Genomic DNA, 19,073 nt, shown 5'->3' with positions numbered 1-19,073 from the left:
CTGGGCGGAAACCAACCGGGTGAAAATCTTATTTATCCAACCCGGAAAACCTATGCAAAATGCTTTTATCGAGCGATTCAACAAAACCTACCGAACCGAAGTATTGGATTACTATTCCTTTGTATCACTCCAAGAAGTCAGAGAGATTACCCGGGAATGGATAGAGGACTACAATCATCACAGACCTCACGGAAGCCTGAATAATTGCTCTCCAATAGATTTTGCAAAGCAATGGGCGTTAACAGTGGATAACTTCTCTGAAGTTACCCACAATTAACACCCTTAGTAGTAATAATAGTCAACATCAAAAACCAATTTTGTCTATTTTAGAATTGTCCAAAAAGTGGGAAGCCTTCAGTTTTACCCCTAAAAAACTCACTTGTGAAGAAGATAGAATCACATTCAATTATAGAGGAATTGCTGCCAGCAGAGCTGGACCATATTGAGCAGGCTTTGCTTTCTAGAGCCCAGACCATTTCCAAGAACGCCTATGCGCCTTATTCGGGCTTTCATGTAGGTGCTGCCGTTTTGTTGGAAAATGGAGAGGTTATCCAGTCTTCCAATCAGGAAAATGTCAGTTTCCCAACGGGTGTCTGTGCCGAGCGACTAGCTTTGGGCTATGCCGGGGCAAATTATCCTGCCCATGCTCCGGTGATGATGGCAATTGTGGCCCAACGTGGGGGAGAAGAAGAATGGGCCGGAGTATCCCCTTGTGGCATTTGCAGACAGACCATCAATGAGGTGGAAAACAGATTCCAAAAACCAATCACTCTCTTGATGCTTCAGCCCAATGGAATTGTATTGAGAACCAAAGGAATCTCTCAGCTTCTTCCTTTGAAATTTGATGATCTGAACAGCTAAGCCGTGAAGAAGTCATTTTTTTTCTCCTATGAAGCCCAGTATTCCCAAAGTCATGAGCCTTCTGGATTGGAAAAAGAAATTTGGATAGTTTTTCATGGCTATGGGCAATTGGCGGAGTTTTTCATCCGGAAGTTTCTGCCATTTGATTCTCCAGATAGGCTTTTTATCGCCCCGGAAGGCACTAATTACGCATATCTCAAAGACTTTGAAGGTAGGGTCGGAGCCAATTGGATGACCCGGCATGAAAGGGAAGTCGCTATTGCCAATAATCATCGGTATTTTGATTCCTTAATGAGCAGTATTCTGGAAAAGTTTTCTGTGCCTCCCAAAGTCCATGTTCTCGGGTTTTCCCAAGGAGCGGCCACGGCCACACGATGGGCCAGCCAATGGAAAATGCCTGTTGAGACTTTGGTTCTTTGGGCAGGCGGTTTTGCCTTAGATTTGAAATTGGAGTCAGCAAAGCATAAATTTGAATCCACAACCCTTGTGATGGTCTTTGGAGATCAGGATGAGTTTTTGACTGAGGAGAGGATGAAAAAGCAAGAGGAGCTGGTAAAAGAACTGGGAAAGGAGGCAATTCTGATGAATTTTCCCGGGGGGCATGTATTGGAAACAGATATTCTTCAGAAAGTCATCCATTTGAAATTTGACAGGTAAAAATTTGGCCCTGAGATTGCTATCTTGCAAACAATTTGATGAAATTTTGATTTTCGTTACTTTTCGAGAACTATTGTAAATATTCCATGCTTTCGCTTACAGAAAAAGAGGCAGATTTTATCGCTGCCCAGTTACTTAAAGGCAACGTGTGCTTCTACCAAATCGACAAGAAGAAGATTCACCACATGCCGGATGATGAGGATTACTTCAACTATGACTTGACCGAGGAAGAAGAAGATATCCTGGATGCCATCGAGGAGACTCCCGATAATTACGCAGAATTCACCAAAATGGAACCTTCCCAGGAACACCAGATGATGCAGGATTTTATCGATAGGAAAGTAAAAGAAAGAAATCTGGCCGAAGAACTGGTGGACGCTCTCAGCAAGCCCAAAGCCGCCACCGGCTTTAAGTTTTTGATTGAAGGCTCTAAATACAAGGAGGAATGGATAGATTACCGCAAAGGGAAATATCAGGACTGGGTCAAAGAACAGGTGGACTCCTTTAACTACGCAGAAGATTAATTAGACTCCGCTCCACATTTTGGAGCGGTTTTTTCTTTTAGGAAATAAGGGAATCCCCTATAATGTATCGGCATTGACTCCAAAAGGCCGAAATTGACTTGCTCTATGATGAAATATCTTTGCTCTACGCTTCTATTTTTCCTTATTGTCGGAACACTATCGGCTCAAAACTGGGACTGGGGCGGGCCAATTGATCCGATTCAGGCCAAGATGAAAATCAGACATTATCGCCTTGAGCTGGAGCTGATTCCTGAATCTCAATCCATTCAAGGTTCTAATACCATCACGTTTTCCACTGAGGAAAAACTGGACACCTTGAGATTTCAACTGATCGATGAATATGAAGTTAGCCGAGTGTTGATGGAGGGAAAAGGGGTCGCATTTTTTCACCAGAATGATATCTTGGACATTATTCCTACTGATTGTACCTGTGATCAGGTACAGATTTTTTATGGAGGTAAAACCCCAATAGCCATCAATCCTCCATGGACTGGGGGATTTACTTGGAAAATCGACCAACTTGAAAACCACTGGATGGGCCTCTCCAGTCAGGGAGAAGGAGCGAAAATATTTATGCCTGCATTGGATCATCCTTCGAGCGAACCCAGTGAAGGTGCTGAATTGATTCTGACCGCACCCAAACCTTACTTTGTGGCTTCCAACGGGCGGTTGATCCAGACTCAGGAACAGGGTGATAAAGTGACCTACACCTGGTCTACGGCCTATCCGATTAACAATTACAATCTCAATTTTACCTTGGGAGCTTTTCATGAGGCAAAGACGGAATTCAAGTCATCTTCAGGGAAACTAATTCCCATGCATGTGTGGGTGCTTCAGGAAAACAGAAGCCATGCCGATGAGCTTTTGGAAATCTTAAAAACCAGTGCGGCCACTCATGAAAAGTACTTTGGGGCCTTTCCATTCCCTGAGGATAAAATTGCTGTAGTAGAAACACCCTACCTCGGCATGGAGCACCAGACCATCAATGCCTATGGAAATAATTTCCAATACATTCAGCTTGGAAATGAAGATTACGACTGGCTGCTTCATCATGAGCTTGGCCATGAATGGTTTGGGAATAAAGTGTCAGTGGGAGATTGGGCTGATATGTGGATTCATGAGGGGCTGACCGCCTATGGAGACTGGTTGTTTTTCTGGGAGCATGGTGGGCCGGAGGCTTATTTCACAAAAGTAAAACGAGAAGCTAGGGGCATTCTCCATGAGAAGCCTGTGGTAAGCCCTCCCAACTCTACGGAAGAGACAGCCTACCATTCGGATATTTACACCAAAGGGGCGATGATTATCCATTCCTTAAGGGGGATTTTGGGAGATGATATTTTCTTTCCTATGCTCAAGGCTTTTGCCGAGGATGAGAGATTTACTTACCAAAACAGGGTGACCACCAAAGATTTTACTGATTTTGTCCAAGCCTTTTCCGGGAAGGATCTTCAGGCCTTTTTTGACCTGTACCTATTCTCTACAGATCTCCCTCAGCTCAAACTAAGTAAAAAGGGTAAGTCAGGATACGCGATTTCTCTAAAGGAGATTGATTTTTCGATGCCGGTGGAAATCCAAACATCGGAGGGATTGATCCGCGTTGAGCTCGGTCCCAGCCCGGTAGAAATAAACAGCAGTACTTTGCCAGAGGTGGATCCCAAGGGTTGGATTATGATGAAAAAATAAATTAGTTCCCAGAATTTTTTTCTAAGATTCCTTTTCCCTGGCTTGGATTGTTTTCCTGCATTTAGTTTATTGAATGCTACCCTGTTTTTTGATTGTTATCACCAAACACCTAATAAGATGGAAAAGCATTTGTATGATTCCGGCCTTATCGGAAACTGTTCCTTCATTGCCCACATTCAGAAAAACACGAATATTTCCTGGCTTTGCATGCCTAGGTTCGATTCGGACTTTTTGTTTGGAGGAATCCTAGACAAAGAAAAAGGGGGCGAATTCACCATTCTTCCTGAATCTGGTGAATTTGAATCATCTCAAGCTTATCTGGAAAACACCAACATCCTCGAAACCGAAGTTCAGGCAAAAGAAGGTCGGTATAAGGTGACTGATTTTGCGCCGCGATTCAAGAATTACGATCGCTATTTCCGTCCTCTCATGCTGATTCGAAAGATTCAGCCAATATCTGGTTTTCCAAAAATCAGAATCAAATGCCGGCCTGTTGCAGATCGGGGGACAATCCAACTTAAGGGGACACCGGGAAGTAATCATATTCAGTTCAGAAACAGCGATCAGGAAGTCAGGCTGACAACCAATGCTTCTCTAAGCTTTATTTTAGAGGAAAAAAGCTTTGTTTTAAATAGGCCAATCTACCTTGTATTTACCTACGGGAGGCCTTTGGAAGCTCCAATTGAAAGTACTTCAGAGCAATTTCTCCAAGCCACAAAGGAGTATTGGCTTCACTGGGTCAAGTCCACAAGCATTTACAATTTTCACCAAAGGCTGGTGATTAGATCAGCCTTGATTCTGAAGATTCACCAGTTTGAAGATACTGGAGCCATTATCGCAGCTTCAACCACCTCCCTGCCTGAATCTCCCGGCTCCACCAGAAATTGGGACTACCGATACTGTTGGATTAGGGATAGCTACTATACTTTGACCTGTTTCAACAGCATTGGGCACTTTGAGGAATTGGAGAAATACTTTGACTATATCCAAAATCTGCCGACTGTTCAGGATAATCGCTACCAGCCCCTATACTCTATCACAGGAGATTGGTTTTTAACTGAAGAAATATCCCCACTAGATGGGTATTTGGGAAATAAGCCGGTTCGATTTGGAAACCAAGCTTATACCCATGTCCAAAATGATCTGTACGGCCAGGTCTTGGTTTCTCTGCTGCCTTTGTATTCAGACAGTCGTTTTACGGCCCAGGAGCGGAGCTATTCTGAGCCTATTATCATGAACCTCCTGAATAAAATCGAGCATACCATGGAGGAAAAAGATGCAGGGTTATGGGAATTTAGGAATCTAGCCCAAGAGCATTGTTATACTTTTCTTTTCCATTGGGCTGGAGCCTCAGCGGCAATCAAGATTGCTAACCGCCTAAATAATCAGGAAATGCATCGAAAAGCCACTGAATTGAAAGCTATGGCCGCCAAAAAGATAGAGGCATGCTACCTTCCCGACCGCAAGGCTTACGCACAGGCAATTGGGGTCACTCATATGGATGCGAGTACGCTTCAGCTGATCACGATGGGGTATTTTGGAGATGATATTGAGCGGGCAAACAACCATCTTAAGGCTTTGGAAAGCGAGCTTCTGGCCAAGGATTATCTATTCTACAGATACAAGCACCAGGATGATTTCGGAGTACCTGAAACCACCTTCCTGATCTGTGCATTCTGGTATATTGAAGCTTTAGCCTGTGTCAATCGCCTGGATGAAGCTGTGGAAGGTTTTGAAACTCTGGTTAAGTACTGCAATCACCTGAGCCTGTTCTCTGAAGATGTGGATCAAGCCACAGGAAGCCAATGGGGAAATTTCCCACAAGCTTATTCCCATGTAGGTCTCATGAATGCGGCCTTCAGAATCGGGCGTAAGCTTGACAGACCTAATTTTCTATAAGGAAGCAAAATCAGTTTTTATTCCACAAGTTTGGCCAATAGCTGGCGCACCTGCTTGTAGGATTTGATATTATAGGTGGCTTGAGTATAGCTATAGCCTACCCGGATGGTAAAGGCTCCTTTTGGCATGGCTTTAAAGGTGTCCTCATCGGTCCAATCGTCTCCGATGGCTAGGATAAAGTCATGTTTTAGGCCTTTCATTAAGTTTAAAGCAGCCCTTCCTTTATTGATGTCTGGGCGTTTGATTTCGAGAACCATGTTTCCTTCCAAAACCTGAAGGTTGTATCCTCTGGCCATATATTTCAGGTGACTGAATAGCTCCCGCATTCTCAGGTCCCCTAAGCCACTTTCTACTTTCCGATAGTGCCACACTAAGGAGTGGTGCTTTTCCTCGATGAGCGCCCCGGGAGTACGCAGGACATAATATTCCATGATGTTGCGGATATCCTCCTTCCAGTGGTCATCTACTTCGGCATAAAGTTCCCAATTTTCGCCGCTGGATTTTTTTCTCATCCATACCCCATGCTCTGCAATCAGGTCCACCGAAAAATCTTTAAACCATTTTCCAAGGGTATCCTTGTCTCTGCCTGAAATGATCACCACATGTGCGGCTTTACTTAGATTTCGGATGATTCCATTCAATTCTTCATCTGGGATGGCATGCTGGGGATTGGCTGTAAAACCAGTTAGCGTTCCGTCATAATCAAGAAACAGGACTGGGTTTTGGGCCGATTTAAAAGATGTCTGAATTTCTGTAATTACCTTTTGATCTACGTTTTTCGACTTAAACTCCGCTTGTTTGGCTTTTACGTGATACAGCCGATCCATAAAGACCTTGACCCATTGGAAGACGTCATATTTTTGAAGGCTCTCCTGCATAGAAAGGAGCCGTTGTTTTTGCTCTTCTGGCTCCATGGTCAGAGCCTGATAAATAGCATCTACTACTCCGCGCTTATCATTAGGATTGACCAGAATCGCTTCACGAAGTTCCTTGGAGGCTCCGGCCATTTCTGATAGAATCAGGACCCCGCGATGATCCAGCTTGCTGGCCACAAATTCCTTGCAGACCAAATTCATCCCGTCACGCAGCGGTGTCACCAAGGCAATGTCAGACATGCTGTAAAAAGCACTTAATTCCTCGAAAGGAAAACCTCGGTAGAAATAATGAACCGGTACCCAAGTAAGCGTCGAAAAAGAAGAGTTAATCCGCCCGACGAGGAGGTCGATTTCTTCTTTGAGTTCTTTGTAAGATTGCACCATGTCCCGGCTGGGAACCACAATCATGATCATGGAGACTTTTCCATGAAGTTCGGGGTGCTCTTCTAGAAGGTCCTGAAAAGCATGGAGCCTCTGGGGGATTCCTTTGGAGTAATCCAGTCTATCAATGGTTATTATCAGCTTTTGATCGCCCAATTGCTTACGGTATTCTTTGACTAGACTTTGGGTTTTTTTGCTTTTGGCTTGTTCTTCAAACTTCCCGTAATCAATCCCCATCGGGAAGGAGTCCACGTTGATGATCCGGTTTTCGGCTTGTATGTTTCCGCTTTCGGAGGAAAGCCCAATGATTCTCCCCACGGCACTCAAAAAATGTCGCATGTCATCATAGGTGTGAAATCCTACCAAGTCAGCCCCGCACATGCCTTCCAGAATCTCGCTTCTCCAGGGAATCATTCGCATGATCTCATAGGATGGAAAAGGAATATGCTGAAAAAAGCCAATGGTGGCATCTGGAAGTGCTTCCCGAAGCATTTTGGGCAAAAGCAGTAACTGATAATCGTGAACCCAAATGGTATCTTCCGGCTCGGCCTTTTTCAGAATTGCTTCGCAAAACAATTCATTAACGCGATGGTAGGCTTCCCAGTGCTGAGGATTATAGACAATGTATTGGGTGAAATAGTGAAATGCGGGCCAGAGAGTTTCATTACTGAACCCCTCGTAAAATTCCTCGACATCTTTTTGAGAAAGAAACACAGGGACCATCTTGTGTTGGTGAAGGTCCAAGATGATTTCAGCCCGCTGTTCGGCTTCTTCTACTACATTTCCCGGCCAACCAATCCAGATATTTTCTCCTTCCTGATAAATGGAACCTAAGCCTGTGGCGAGTCCTCCTGCAGACGGAGTATATTCATAATGTCCGTTTTTTAAGCGAAGTGAAATTGGAAGTCTGTTGGAAACGATGATAGTTTTTGACATGTGGGTAGTTTAAAAACAAGACCTGAAGGTCCGATTGTGAATTAGTGACAAAATCCAAGATAATCAATAAAGCCCAAGAACTTAGAAAAAACGGCGTTTTTCCATGAGAATGGTTGCCCAATAGGCAAAAAAAAGCCCCGATTATTAAATCAGGGCTTTGAGATATCAGGCTAATTAAAGGCCAAATGCGGCTTTAATTTTATCGACATAGTCTAGTTTTTCCCAAGTGAAAAGCTCCACTTCTTTAGTGACTGGCTCTCGATATGGGGAGTAAAACGTTTTGGTTACTTTTTCATTTTTTCTACCCATATGACCATAGGCAGCAGACTCCTCATAGATAGGATTTCTGAGCTTTAATCTTTGCTCAATGGCATAAGGTCTCATGTCGAAGAGCTCTTCTACTTTTTTGGCAATTTCTCCGTCGGTCATTCCTACTTTGGAAGTGCCGTAGGTATTGATATAAATACCCATTGGAGCAGCCACTCCAATTGCATAAGAAACTTGAACAAGGATTTCGTCGGCTACACCAGCTGCCACCATGTTTTTGGCGATATGACGTGTAGCATAGGCCGCAGATCGGTCAACTTTAGAAGGATCTTTACCAGAGAAAGCTCCACCTCCATGTGCACCCTTACCACCATAAGTGTCCACGATGATTTTTCGGCCTGTCAGTCCGGTATCCCCATGAGGCCCACCGATTACAAACTTGCCGGTTGGGTTGATGTGATACTTGATGTCAGAGGTAAATAGCTTCTGAAGCTCTGGTTTGAGCTGAGCTTTTACTCTTGGGATAAGGATATTGATGATGTCAGATTTAATCTTGGCAAGCATTGCCTCTTCTTCATCAAAATCATCGTGCTGAGTAGATACTACAATCGCGTCAATTCTCTGAGGAACGTTGTCATCGCTGTATTCTATGGTCACCTGAGACTTGGAGTCAGGTCTAAGGTAAGTGATGTCCTTGTTTTCTCTACGAAGAGCCGCCAGTTCTCTGAGGATCATATGAGAAAGATCCAATGCCAAAGGCATGTAGTTTTCAGTTTCGTTGGTGGCATAACCGAACATCATTCCCTGATCACCTGCACCTTGTTCTTCCGGAGTTTTCCGGTCTACACCTTGGTTGATGTCTGCGGACTGTTCGTGAATTGCAGAAAGGACTCCACAGGAGTTTCCTTCAAACATGTACTCACTTTTGGTATAACCAATTCTGTTGATGACGTCTCTGGCGATTTTTTGTACATCCAAATAGATGTCGGACTTCACCTCTCCGGCCAAGACTACCTGTCCGGTGGTTACAAGTGTTTCACATGCTACTTTGGAATTTGGATCGAATGCCAAAAAATTATCAATCAGTGCGTCAGAAATCTGGTCAGCGATTTTGTCTGGATGACCCTCAGACACTGACTCTGAGGTAAATAAATATGCCATAAATTAAAATAATTGATGCGTTTTATAAAGGTGCCCAAAATTACAGGAACTAAGGGAAATAAAAAACCTGATTGCGAACCTAATAGGATTTTCTGAAGAAAGGCAAAGCTGGATTTTTCATGTGATTATTGTGGGTTGCATCCTGAAAGTTAAGGGCTTATCTTTCTTCTTCCCAACTTCGACTAATCTTATGCGTTCCCATCTCATTCTTCCGATTTTCTTGTTTTCGCTTTTTGTTTTTAGTTGTGAAGAAAAAACAGACACAGCTACCTCAGAGATTAAATCCCCGGCTAGCTATGCAGACTTGGAATCGCTTTTTTCAGCCTGGAGGGAATTTGAAAAGCCACCCTTGCACGAAGGAGCCCCAGACTACCGAAAAGCAACCTTCGAACAGCGAATGCCTGACTTCCGCACACTTCAAGGCAAGCTTCTTGGCATGGACACTTCCGGCTGGACCATAGCGGAGCAAGTGGATTGGAGAATAGTTTGGGCTGAAATGAATGGATTTGATTTCAATTACCGAATTCTGAAACCTTGGGAACGGGATCCGGCCTTCTACAAATCTATCTGGATGGAACGAAGTGATGTGCCGGATCACGAGGGGCCCACTCATCATGGAGTAGTGGAAGTTTGGCAATATGATTTCCCATTAGAGCAAGGAAAAAGCACCGATTTTCTGGAAAAAATAAAAGCCATCTCAGCCCTGAATAGGCAGGCCAAAGAAAACCTGACTGGAAATGCAAAAGAGCTTTGGGAGGCAGGAATTCCCACGGTTGAGCAGCAGGTCAGCGATCTACAAGAGATTATGGGCTTTCCGGGAGTGAGAGAGAATCAGGATCTGACAAAGGCTATTCAAGAAGCGATTGGTTCCACCGAGGATTTGGTGAAGTGGCTGAAAGAAGAGGCTTCTAAGAAAGACGGGCCGTCTGGCATAGGAAAAGAAAATTATACTTGGTATATGCAAAATGTCCATTTGGTTCCCCTGACTTGGGAGGATGAAGTGATGATTTTGAAGCGGGAATTGGCACGGGCTTGGAGTTCGCTGAAATTGGAAGAGCATCAAAATCGAAATCTTCCCCCTGTTGAGGTAGCAGATTCGCCTGAGGAATTCGAGAAATTGACCGAAAAGTCCATTCAGAAAATGATGAGTTTTCTGGAGAAGCAGGAGATTTTGACCGTGAAGGATTATTTCGAGCCGGCATTGCGGGAGCATAGAGGGGCTTTTGTCCCAAAGGAAAAGCGGAATTTTTTCACCATCGGGATGCATTATGATCCCCTTCCATTGTATTCTCATTTCTACCATTGGTTCGAATTGGCTATTATGGATAATGAACCTCATCAAAGTCTGATTCGAAGAGGGCCACTTTTGTATAATATTTTTGACAGCAGAAATGAAGGTACAGCTACTGCTGTGGAGGAGATGTGGATGGATGCAGGTCTATATGCAGATTCACCTCGCTCCAGGGAGATCGTCTATATCATGATTGCTCAGCGGGCAGCGCGGGGTTTGGGTTCGCTGTATGCTCAAGCCAATGAAATGACGATGGTAGAAGCAGGAGGAATTCATTCGAACTATACCCCTAGAGGGTGGATGAAGACGGAGAAGGAGCTTTTACTTTTTGAGCAGCATCTTTACATGCGGCAACCCGGCTACGGTTCTAGCTACATTACCGGAAAATATCTTCTGGAAAATGCTTTGGCTGATTTTGCCCGAATCAAGGAGGAAAAGGGGGAGGTGTTTACCCTTCGGAAATTTTTTGATCAGCTGAATGCTATAGGAAGCATTCCCATTGCCTTGGGTCATTGGGAAATGACCGGAGTCGATCCATTTATGAAAAATCCGAAGAGTGAAGTAAGGGACTCAAACTAGGAGCGAATTCATTATTCAGGTTTTTAGGTGTGGTTTTCTATCAAATCTTGCGAAGTGAATAGGTAAAAACATGAGAAAATACAACAGCATATTGCTTTCTAAAATCTTGATACTAGCTACTTGCTACTTAAATCTTGTGTCTAATGTCTTGTTTCTCTTTCCTCACTAACCCCTCCGTGATTTCATTCATCGCTTTGACTTTGTATTCAAAATCACCCTTGAGTGTATCCCGGTAAGCATTCAGATTTTCCAATAGGTCGTCAATTTCTTCGGGCAGCACTTCTTCCAGTAATTGGCGGAGGCGTTTGGCTGTTGTAGGAGACTTTCCATTAGTGGAAATGGCGATTTTCAGGTTTCCTTTGGTCACAATTCCGCCTAAGTAAAAATCACAGAGCTCGGGCGTATCGGCTACATTGACCAATAGAAATCGCTCTTTGGCCTCATCCCGGATTTGTCGATTTACTGCCTTGTCGTCGGTGGCCGCAATCACGATATGCTTTCCGCCAAGGTACTTTTCATGATAGGCCTCTTCGATTAGGGTAACAGTTTCCTTTCCTTCAGCCAGCTCCAAAAATTCCGGTCGGAAATACTTGGAAACAACAGTCACTTGTGCTTCTGGGCTTGACTTTAGCAAAAATTCCAGCTTTTCCGTAGCCACAAAACCACCTCCAATCAATAGGACATTGAGCTCGTGGACTTTGAGGAATATGGGGTAGAGATGGTTCATTCTTTTAGAGGTAAGAAGTTAGAGACAAGAGATTAGAAATACAGTGGAAATACCTTAGAAATAAGTTTGACTTTGTCGAGCGAAATATTTTGGTCGAGACTGTTTCTCGTGAGGTGTAGCCGAACCTATTTCGACGAACGAGGTGAGTTTTATTTCGCAAAGCCTATTTCACCTAAGTCCTCTTTCACCGAGTACAACTAAGTATATTTCAGTCGTATTTCGCCAAGGGCATATTTCTACCGTATTTCCATTTTAACAACTTCCCGATAAACTTCAGCCAACCGGAGACTTTCTCTGACAACTTCTCCGACTATGATTATTGCAGGAGCTTCCACCCGGTTTTCCAAAGCCTTCTCCTCTATATCATAGATAAATCCGGCAGTGATTTTTTCGTCACTCGTGGTTCCACTTTGGATTATTGCAATGGGTAAGTGTCCCTTTGCACTTTGACGGAAGGTTTTTACTATTTCCGGAAGTTTCTTGGTGCCCATGAGAATTACCACTGTTGCCGTTGATTGAGCAGCCAAAGCTAAGTCTTTGGAAAGTTCCTGACTGGTAGTCGTACCGGTTACGACCCAAAAACTCTCCGAAACTCCTCTTTTGGTCACTGGAATACCAGCTGCGGCAGGAACAGCAATGGCGGAGGTTATTCCCGGGATTACTGAGGTCGGGATTCCAAAGGCTTCGATGTATTCTATTTCCTCACCACCCCGTCCGAATACAAATGGGTCTCCACCTTTCAACCGGACTACATGCCCGTATTTTTTAGCTAAGCTTACACAGAGTTGATTGGTGTCTTCCTGTGGCGTGCTATGCTTGCCTACCCGCTTCCCTACAAAAATTTTAAGGGAAGTGGCAGGAGCATGGTTAAGCAAAACAGGGTCTATTAATGCATCATATAGGACGACATCGGCGGTATTTAGCGCCAAAATTCCTTTCAATGTAATCAATTCAGGGTCTCCGGGGCCTGCCCCAAGCAGAGTGACTTTTGGGATGATGGATTGTCTCATGCTTCTACCTCCTCTTCCCGATACTTTTTCAAAAGGCCATAAACTTCCATCGCCTGTTTGGCATAAGCCTTGGCAAACTCTTCTGAGGGCTCGTTTTGGTTGATTTGATACACTACCTCTGCAAAAGAGGACCCTAGGTTTATTTTCCCAGTTTGAATAAACTTCTCATCGAATAAAGAAATGATATTCGCATAGCTATTGGTGCTGATATCCTCGCTGAGTAAAAGCGCTTTGGCGGCATTGATCAATCCAGCATAGTGATGGTAAATACTGTCTGCCCAAGCTCTATTTTCGAGAGACTCCTGGCCAAGGTCCAGTTTTTCCAAAGCTTCCAAAAGCAAAGTAGCCACTAGGTCGATCACTACTCCGGCACATTCGCCGACACCCACTGCTACCTCATAGGCTTCCTGATGTCCCCAGTCCACAGAATCTGCTTCTGTGACCGTGGAGGCATCTGCCAATTCTTTGAGAAGCTCATAGAAATACATCTGTCCCTGTAGGTCATAGTAGCTTAAGAAATCCAATCCCTTTGCATTCTTCTCAAAATCATCTATCAAAAGGCGGAGTGCTTGAGGACCGCGACGACTAGGGATTTTAGTCACTTTGTCTGCAAAGCGCCCATTCCCATCTCCCATATTTCCTCCTCCTAGAAGGACCTGGAGCGCTGGAATCACCGTTTTTCCGGCTTTCATAGACATTCCCTGAAATCCGATGTGGGCCATATTGTGCTGTCCGCAGGCATTCATGCAACCAGAAATCTTAATGACCAGCTCTCTATTTTTCAATAAATGAGGGTATTCGTTTTGGATGACCTTCTCCAATTCAGATGCAATCCCTGTAGAACTCGCGATGCCGAGATTACAAGTATCTGTTCCTGGGCAGGCAGTGATGTCACCAAGGGAGTTGTATCCTCCTAGGGCTAGATTGATTTTTTTCAATTCTTGATAAAAGAAAGGAATCAAATCTGCTCTTACATCCCGGACCAGGATGTTCTGGCGAAGGGTAAAGCGAATTTCTCCTGCTGCGTATTTTTCCACCAAATCCGCCAAAGGTCTGGCCTGATCCAAATAGAAATCTCCCAAGGGAACACGCACACCGATGGAAACATATCCTTCCTGTTTTTGAGGTAGCATATTGGTAAGTTTCCAAAGCTCAAAATCCAGTCCCAATTCTCCTTCTGCCTGAACAGTTGGTGGATTAGGTAAGGCTGGGGTATCCTGATTTTCAAAATCCAGTGGAAAGGACTGGAATGGGAGGGCTTTCTTTTCATTTTCTACCAATTCCAAAAAAGCTTCTATTCCGATTTCTTTAACCAAAAACTTCATCCGAGCCTTATTTCTTCGTGCTCTTTCCCCATGACGATCGAAGATCCTCAAAACGGCTTCAATGAAGGGGATCAATTGATCCGTCTCCAAAAACTCGGTGATCAAATCTCCGTGCCGTGGCTGAGAACCCAAACCTCCCCCAAGAAGAACTTTGAATCCGCGAACCTGCTGGCCGTTGACATCCTTCAATTTCGGGATAAAGCCCAAGTCATGCATGTAGGCTAGTCCCGTATCTTCATCCGAAGAAGAGAAGGCCATTTTGAACTTTCGGCCCATCTCTTGGCAAATGGGATTTCTCAGGAAATACCGAAAAGTGGCGTCCGCATAAGGCGTAACATCAAAAGGCTCTTTTGGGTCAATTCCAGCAGTCTCAGAAGCTGTGACGTTTCTTACGGTATTTCCGCATGCTTCCCGGAGGGTCACATCATCTTTTTCCAGTTCTGCCCAAAGCTGTGGTGTACGATCGAGAGAAACGTAATGAATCTGAATATCCTGACGAGTGGTAATGTGCAGTCTCCCGGTAGAATACTCCTCCGAAACTTTGCAAATCCTTCTTAGCTGGGCTGAAGTAGCTCTACCATAAGGAAGCTTGATCCGGATCATTTGGACTCCTTGTTGCCTTTGTCCATATACCCCACGGGCAAGCCTCAGGCTGCGAAATTTTTCCTCATCAATTTTGCCTTCCCGAAATAGGGCGATTTTACGTTCCAGTTCCAGGATGTCTCTCTCTACAATGGGATTTTCAAGTTCGGTTCGAAAGCTTTGCATGGCTTTTAATATGAATTCCCTATCGGGAATATAGGTTTATAGGTTGTAAGAAAAGCCATGACCAAAGTCAGGGCTGTTTATTTTTTTAATTCGATGTTCATCATTTGGAGTTCGATATTCGATATTTTAAAATTTCAATATCGAATGTCGAACAACGAATAATGAATATCGAAGTCTTATGTCTAGCGTCTTGTGTCTAGTATCTAATCTCTTTCTGCTACTCAATAAATCCCACCGAAACCGTATCGAAACTGCCTTCATCAATCAGAATAAAAGCTCCATTGGATTTATTGGTTTGGTAAGAATCAAAGTGAACCGGTTTGCTTAGTCTCAGCTGGACTTTGCCGATATCATTTAGCTTCAGCTGCTCAGTTTCCTCTGTTCCGGAAAAGTCAGCATGAATTTTAGATTCGATCTGCTCCACTTTCGCCAATACCCGATTGACCCCGTGCTGAAGGATATATTTTTGGCCAACTCTGAGATTTTTGGAATTGACCTGACAAAGGGTAGCAGAGATGGATTTTTCACTGGAAGGTTCTTCTCCGACTTTCACAATCATATCCCCTCGGCTGCAATCCACTTCGTCTTCCAGAGTAATTACCACGGAAGCTCCTGGAGCTGCTGCGTCAATTTCCTGATCGAAAAAATGAATGCCTTTGATGGTGGATACATTTCCGGAAGGAAGGACGGTGACTTGGTCTCCGACTTGAAGCGAATTGCCATAGAGTTTGCCCGAAAAACCGCGGAAGTCATGATAAGCTTCGGTTTTAGGTCGGATAACATATTGGACAGGGAATCTAGCCACTGCACTTTCTTGCAAATCCTGAGGCTCCAAGACTTCCAGATGATCCAACAAAGTGTTTCCTACATACCAAGGCATGTGGTCGGACTTTCGGGTGATGTTTTCCCCTTTCAAGGCTGAAACAGGAATGAAGGTGATTTGATCCTCGCTGAAATTGCTTTTAGCCACCAAGGCATCAAAATCTGCTTTGATTTTCAGAAAGACATCTTCATTGTAATCCACCAAGTCCATTTTGTTGATGGCGACGACCACGTGACCAATGCGGAGCAGATTGCTGATGAAAAAGTGACGGTAAGTCTGCTCAATCACTCCTTTGCGGGCATCAATTAAAATAATTGCCACCTGGGAAGTGGAGGCTCCAGTCACCATGTTTCGGGTATATTCCACATGGCCGGGTGTATCCGCTACGATGAAATTGGTTTTGTTTGTGTTGAAATAGATATGCGCTACATCGATGGTGATTCCTTGCTCTCGCTCGGCTACCAAGCCATCGGTTGCCAAGGAAAAGTCCAAGTAATCGTATCCACGTTGTCTGGAATTTCGCTCAATCGCTTCGATTTTATCTGTGGTCAGGGAATTCGTTTCATAAAGCAAACGCCCGATCAGGGTACTTTTGCCGTCATCCACCGAGCCTGCTGTGGCGATTTTGATCAATTTTCTGCCTTGTATGTCCATTTCTATTAGTCTTTAGTCAACGGTCCATGGACCACGGTCCACAGCCAAATTCGTAATTCGTCAATCGTAATTCATAAATCAAAAATATCCCACTTTCTTCCTCGACTCCATCGCGGCCTCTGACCGCTTGTCATCGATGCGGGCTCCACGCTCTGATAGGGTGGATTCCCGGATTTCAGCGACTACATCGTCCAAGGTTTTCGCCTCAGAAAGTACAGCCGCCGTACAAGTCATGTCACCCACGGTTCGGAAGCGAACCCATTTTTCGGTCACCTCCTCATGGGCCTCGCGATATACATGCTCATTGGCTGTCCAAATCAATCCATCCCTGAAAAAGACTTCCCGCTTGTGGGCAAAATAGATGCTGGGAATCGCAATATTTTCAGTACGGATATATTCCCATACATCCAATTCCGTCCAGTTGGAAATCGGGAAAACGCGTACGTTTTGCCCTACGTGGATTTTGCCGTTGAGCATGTCAAAAAGCTCAGGGCGCTGGTTTTTCTCATCCCATTGGCCAAAGTCATCCCGCACAGAAAACACCCTCTCCTTGGCGCGGGCTTTTTCCTCATCTCTTCTTGCCCCACCAATACAAGCATCAAATTTAAATTCCTCGATAGCGTCCAGGAGGGTAGTAGTTTGCAGCGTGTTCCGACTTGCATAGCGACCTTTTTCCTCACGAACTTTTCCTTGATCAATAGAATCCTGCACGTTTCTCACAATCAATTCGAGACCAAGTTCTTTGACCAGCTGATCTCTGAACTCAATAGTCTCAGGAAAATTGTGCCCGGTGTCCACGTGAAGGAGGGGAAAAGGGATTTTAGCAGGGAAAAAGGCCTTCTGGGCTAGTCTCACCAAGGTGATCGAGTCTTTTCCCCCAGAAAAAAGCAAAACCGGACGCTCAAACTGCGCCGCCACTTCCCGAAGGATATGGATCGATTCTGCTTCTTTAGGGTTAGGTATAAATAGGTTTGACATAGGATTTACGATTTATGAAGTACGATTTACGAGCTGGTTGGAAGCATCTAAACCTTGTTTTCAAATGGTTACTTATTTTGATTGTAAGAAGGATGCTACATCAATTTTGCAATCTTTCAATCTTCCAATTTTTCAATAAAGAATGTTGAATACTGAATACTGAACGCTGAAGTTTACTGCCCACTGCCCACTGCCTACTGCTATCTGCTATGCAGTCCACACTCCTTCTTTGAATCCTCCCACCACCATCTCCCGGCTCGGGCATCTTCTCCAGGCAAAATTGCCCGGGTGCAGGGAGCGCAGCCGATGCTGACAAATCCCTGATCATGGAGCGGATTGTAGGGGATTTTATGCTCCTCGATGTAGGAAATCATTTCGTCAAAAGTCCAATCCAACAGGGGATTGTATTTGAGAATTTGATTTCCTTCATCCCATTCGATTTTTTTCATTTCGCTACGGTTGGCGCTTTGTTCAGCTCGAAGCCCGGTAACCCAGATTTCATTGCCTGCTAAGGCTCTTTTAAGAGGCTCTACCTTGCGGACATAGCAGCAAGACTTTCTGTTCTCCACAGTTTCATAGAATCCGTTGATTCCATTTTTTGCAACCCAATTTTCAACAGAATCACGCTCAGGATAATAGAGTTTGATTCGGGTATTGTATTTGGATTCTGTCCTGGCTAGAAGATCCAAGGTCTCTCCAAAAAGCCTTCCGGTATCCAAAGAAAAGATCTGAATCGGAAGTTTATGGTTGGCAATCAACTGAGTGATTACCTGGTCTTCCTGACCCAAAGAGGTCGAAAAGACCACCTTACCCGGAAAAAGATCTGCCAATACTGCCAATCCTTCACCCGGGCTCAGGTCCCTTAAGCGGGACTCAAGATCTGACAAGTTCTGGTTCTGGCTCATTTTTCTTAGTTCTGGTTACATTTTCCCATACCCGCTCATGGAGGTAATACAGGAATATTTTGGTCACGACTTCTACAGATCCGATGGATACTGCCATGATTAGCTGACCGGTGACGAAGTAGGAAATCACCATCGTGTCAATGGTGCCTACCACCCTCCAGGAAATAGACTTGATCAAGCTTTTGATGTTCGTGTCCTTTCCTTTTTTGGAGACAAAGAATCGTTTCAGTGGCTGGTCTAGTATCATAGGTTGTATGAGAGATATACTGGCAAAAGTATATAAAGCCTATCAAAATTATAGGGTTAATATGAAAAAAATTTCATTCCCCTTGTAAAATATCTTCTAAAGTCTTGTTTTCCAGTATTTTAAGAGTTTCATCTCGAACCTGAATCATGACCTTATTTATCCCGCATCGGGCTTCATCTTTGCATTCTGCACAGGGTTCATAGTAATTTAGGCTGACGCAAGGAAGGAGGGCGATCGGTCCGTCTAGTAGTCGAATCACCCTGGATAATGGAATGTCCTTCGGTTCTTTGATCAGGTAGTAGCCACCACCTTTTCCTTTTTTGCTACCCAGATAGCCAGCCTTGCGGAGTTCCAGCAAGATGTTTTCCAAAAACTTATGGGAAATTCCATGTTCTTCGGCGATATCATGAATCAGGACGGTTCCTTCGGCTTTGTGTTTGCCCAAGTAGGTAAGGGCGTGCAGGGCGTATTTGGTCTTTTTGGAAAGCATAAACAAAAATAAACCAATTCTTTGAATAGCCT

The 19,073-nt window shown here is 44.3% G+C and carries 16 protein-coding genes and 1 pseudogene; 7 read left to right on the top strand and 10 right to left on the bottom strand.

Annotation, left to right across the window (positions count from 1 at the left end):
- From G458_RS20575 to G458_RS0111205, 6 genes and pseudogenes are all read left to right on the top strand, one after another.
- Positions 1 to 277 (top strand): integrase core domain-containing protein (locus G458_RS20575; protein ID WP_157359754.1); only part of this gene is annotated, 277 nt, incomplete at its 5' end.
- 77 nt (positions 278 to 354) lie between these two features.
- Positions 355 to 861, top strand: a pseudogene (locus tag G458_RS0111225) (cytidine deaminase); the annotation flags it as partial.
- 3 nt (positions 862 to 864) lie between these two features.
- Positions 865 to 1,518, top strand: a complete 654-nt coding sequence (locus G458_RS0111220) for an alpha/beta hydrolase (RefSeq protein ID WP_026952002.1) — start codon at positions 865 to 867, stop codon at positions 1,516 to 1,518.
- A gap of 86 nt (positions 1,519 to 1,604) precedes the next feature.
- Entirely contained in the window at positions 1,605 to 2,042 is a 438-nt protein-coding gene (locus tag G458_RS0111215) for a UPF0158 family protein (protein ID WP_026952001.1), read from the top strand.
- 105 nt (positions 2,043 to 2,147) lie between these two features.
- Complete coding sequence (locus tag G458_RS0111210; RefSeq protein ID WP_026952000.1) at positions 2,148 to 3,725, top strand: M1 family metallopeptidase; 1,578 nt, start codon at positions 2,148 to 2,150, stop codon at positions 3,723 to 3,725.
- A 117-nt stretch (positions 3,726 to 3,842) separates the two neighbouring features.
- On the top strand, positions 3,843 to 5,624 hold the full coding sequence (locus G458_RS0111205; RefSeq protein WP_026951999.1) for a glycoside hydrolase family 15 protein: 1,782 nt from the start codon (positions 3,843 to 3,845) through the stop codon (positions 5,622 to 5,624).
- Between the two features lie 17 nt (positions 5,625 to 5,641).
- Here the strand turns inward: G458_RS0111205 and G458_RS0111200 are convergent, their stop codons facing one another.
- Both G458_RS0111200 and metK read right to left on the bottom strand, forming a co-directional pair.
- Positions 5,642 to 7,816 (bottom strand): bifunctional alpha,alpha-trehalose-phosphate synthase (UDP-forming)/trehalose-phosphatase, encoded by a 2,175-nt coding sequence (locus G458_RS0111200; protein WP_026951998.1) that lies wholly within the window; start codon positions 7,814 to 7,816, stop codon positions 5,642 to 5,644.
- A gap of 174 nt (positions 7,817 to 7,990) precedes the next feature.
- Positions 7,991 to 9,244, bottom strand: coding sequence for a methionine adenosyltransferase (metK, locus tag G458_RS0111195; protein ID WP_026951997.1), 1,254 nt, complete (start codon positions 9,242 to 9,244; stop codon positions 7,991 to 7,993).
- A 190-nt stretch (positions 9,245 to 9,434) separates the two neighbouring features.
- On the opposite strand from metK, the gene G458_RS20570 reads away from it, so the two are divergent.
- Positions 9,435 to 11,114, top strand: a complete 1,680-nt coding sequence (locus tag G458_RS20570) for a hypothetical protein (RefSeq protein WP_035468039.1) — start codon at positions 9,435 to 9,437, stop codon at positions 11,112 to 11,114.
- A gap of 127 nt (positions 11,115 to 11,241) precedes the next feature.
- On the opposite strand, the gene G458_RS0111185 is transcribed toward G458_RS20570, so the two are convergent.
- From G458_RS0111185 to G458_RS0111150, 8 genes are all read right to left on the bottom strand, one after another.
- On the bottom strand, positions 11,242 to 11,841 hold the full coding sequence (locus tag G458_RS0111185) for a precorrin-2 dehydrogenase/sirohydrochlorin ferrochelatase family protein (protein WP_026951996.1): 600 nt from the start codon (positions 11,839 to 11,841) through the stop codon (positions 11,242 to 11,244).
- 236 nt (positions 11,842 to 12,077) lie between these two features.
- Complete coding sequence (cobA, locus tag G458_RS0111180; protein WP_026951995.1) at positions 12,078 to 12,851, bottom strand: uroporphyrinogen-III C-methyltransferase; 774 nt, start codon at positions 12,849 to 12,851, stop codon at positions 12,078 to 12,080.
- Positions 12,848 to 14,944 carry a HEPN domain-containing protein gene (locus G458_RS0111175; protein ID WP_026951994.1) on the bottom strand — a complete coding sequence of 699 codons (2,097 nt, stop codon included), beginning with the start codon at positions 14,942 to 14,944 and terminating at the stop codon, positions 12,848 to 12,850. Before G458_RS0111175 ends, cobA begins: the two co-directional genes overlap by 4 nt.
- Positions 14,945 to 15,161: 217 nt before the next feature.
- Positions 15,162 to 16,421, bottom strand: a complete 1,260-nt coding sequence (locus tag G458_RS0111170; protein WP_026951993.1) for a sulfate adenylyltransferase subunit 1 — start codon at positions 16,419 to 16,421, stop codon at positions 15,162 to 15,164.
- 78 nt (positions 16,422 to 16,499) lie between these two features.
- Positions 16,500 to 17,399, bottom strand: coding sequence for a sulfate adenylyltransferase subunit CysD (cysD, locus tag G458_RS0111165; protein ID WP_026951992.1), 900 nt, complete (start codon positions 17,397 to 17,399; stop codon positions 16,500 to 16,502).
- A 200-nt stretch (positions 17,400 to 17,599) separates the two neighbouring features.
- Positions 17,600 to 18,304 carry a phosphoadenylyl-sulfate reductase gene (locus G458_RS0111160; RefSeq protein WP_026951991.1) on the bottom strand — a complete coding sequence of 235 codons (705 nt, stop codon included), beginning with the start codon at positions 18,302 to 18,304 and terminating at the stop codon, positions 17,600 to 17,602.
- Positions 18,273 to 18,551 (bottom strand): DUF2061 domain-containing protein, encoded by a 279-nt coding sequence (locus G458_RS0111155; RefSeq protein ID WP_026951990.1) that lies wholly within the window; start codon positions 18,549 to 18,551, stop codon positions 18,273 to 18,275. Before G458_RS0111155 ends, G458_RS0111160 begins: the two co-directional genes overlap by 32 nt.
- Before the next feature lie 73 nt (positions 18,552 to 18,624).
- Positions 18,625 to 19,041 (bottom strand): RrF2 family transcriptional regulator, encoded by a 417-nt coding sequence (locus G458_RS0111150; RefSeq protein ID WP_026951989.1) that lies wholly within the window; start codon positions 19,039 to 19,041, stop codon positions 18,625 to 18,627.
- Positions 19,042 to 19,073 lie beyond the last annotated feature (32 nt).

The organism is Algoriphagus mannitolivorans DSM 15301, from assembly GCF_000429425.1.
Classification (GTDB): Bacteria; Bacteroidota; Bacteroidia; order Cytophagales; family Cyclobacteriaceae; genus Algoriphagus; species Algoriphagus mannitolivorans.
This window is presented reverse-complemented; position numbering and strand designations above follow the sequence as displayed.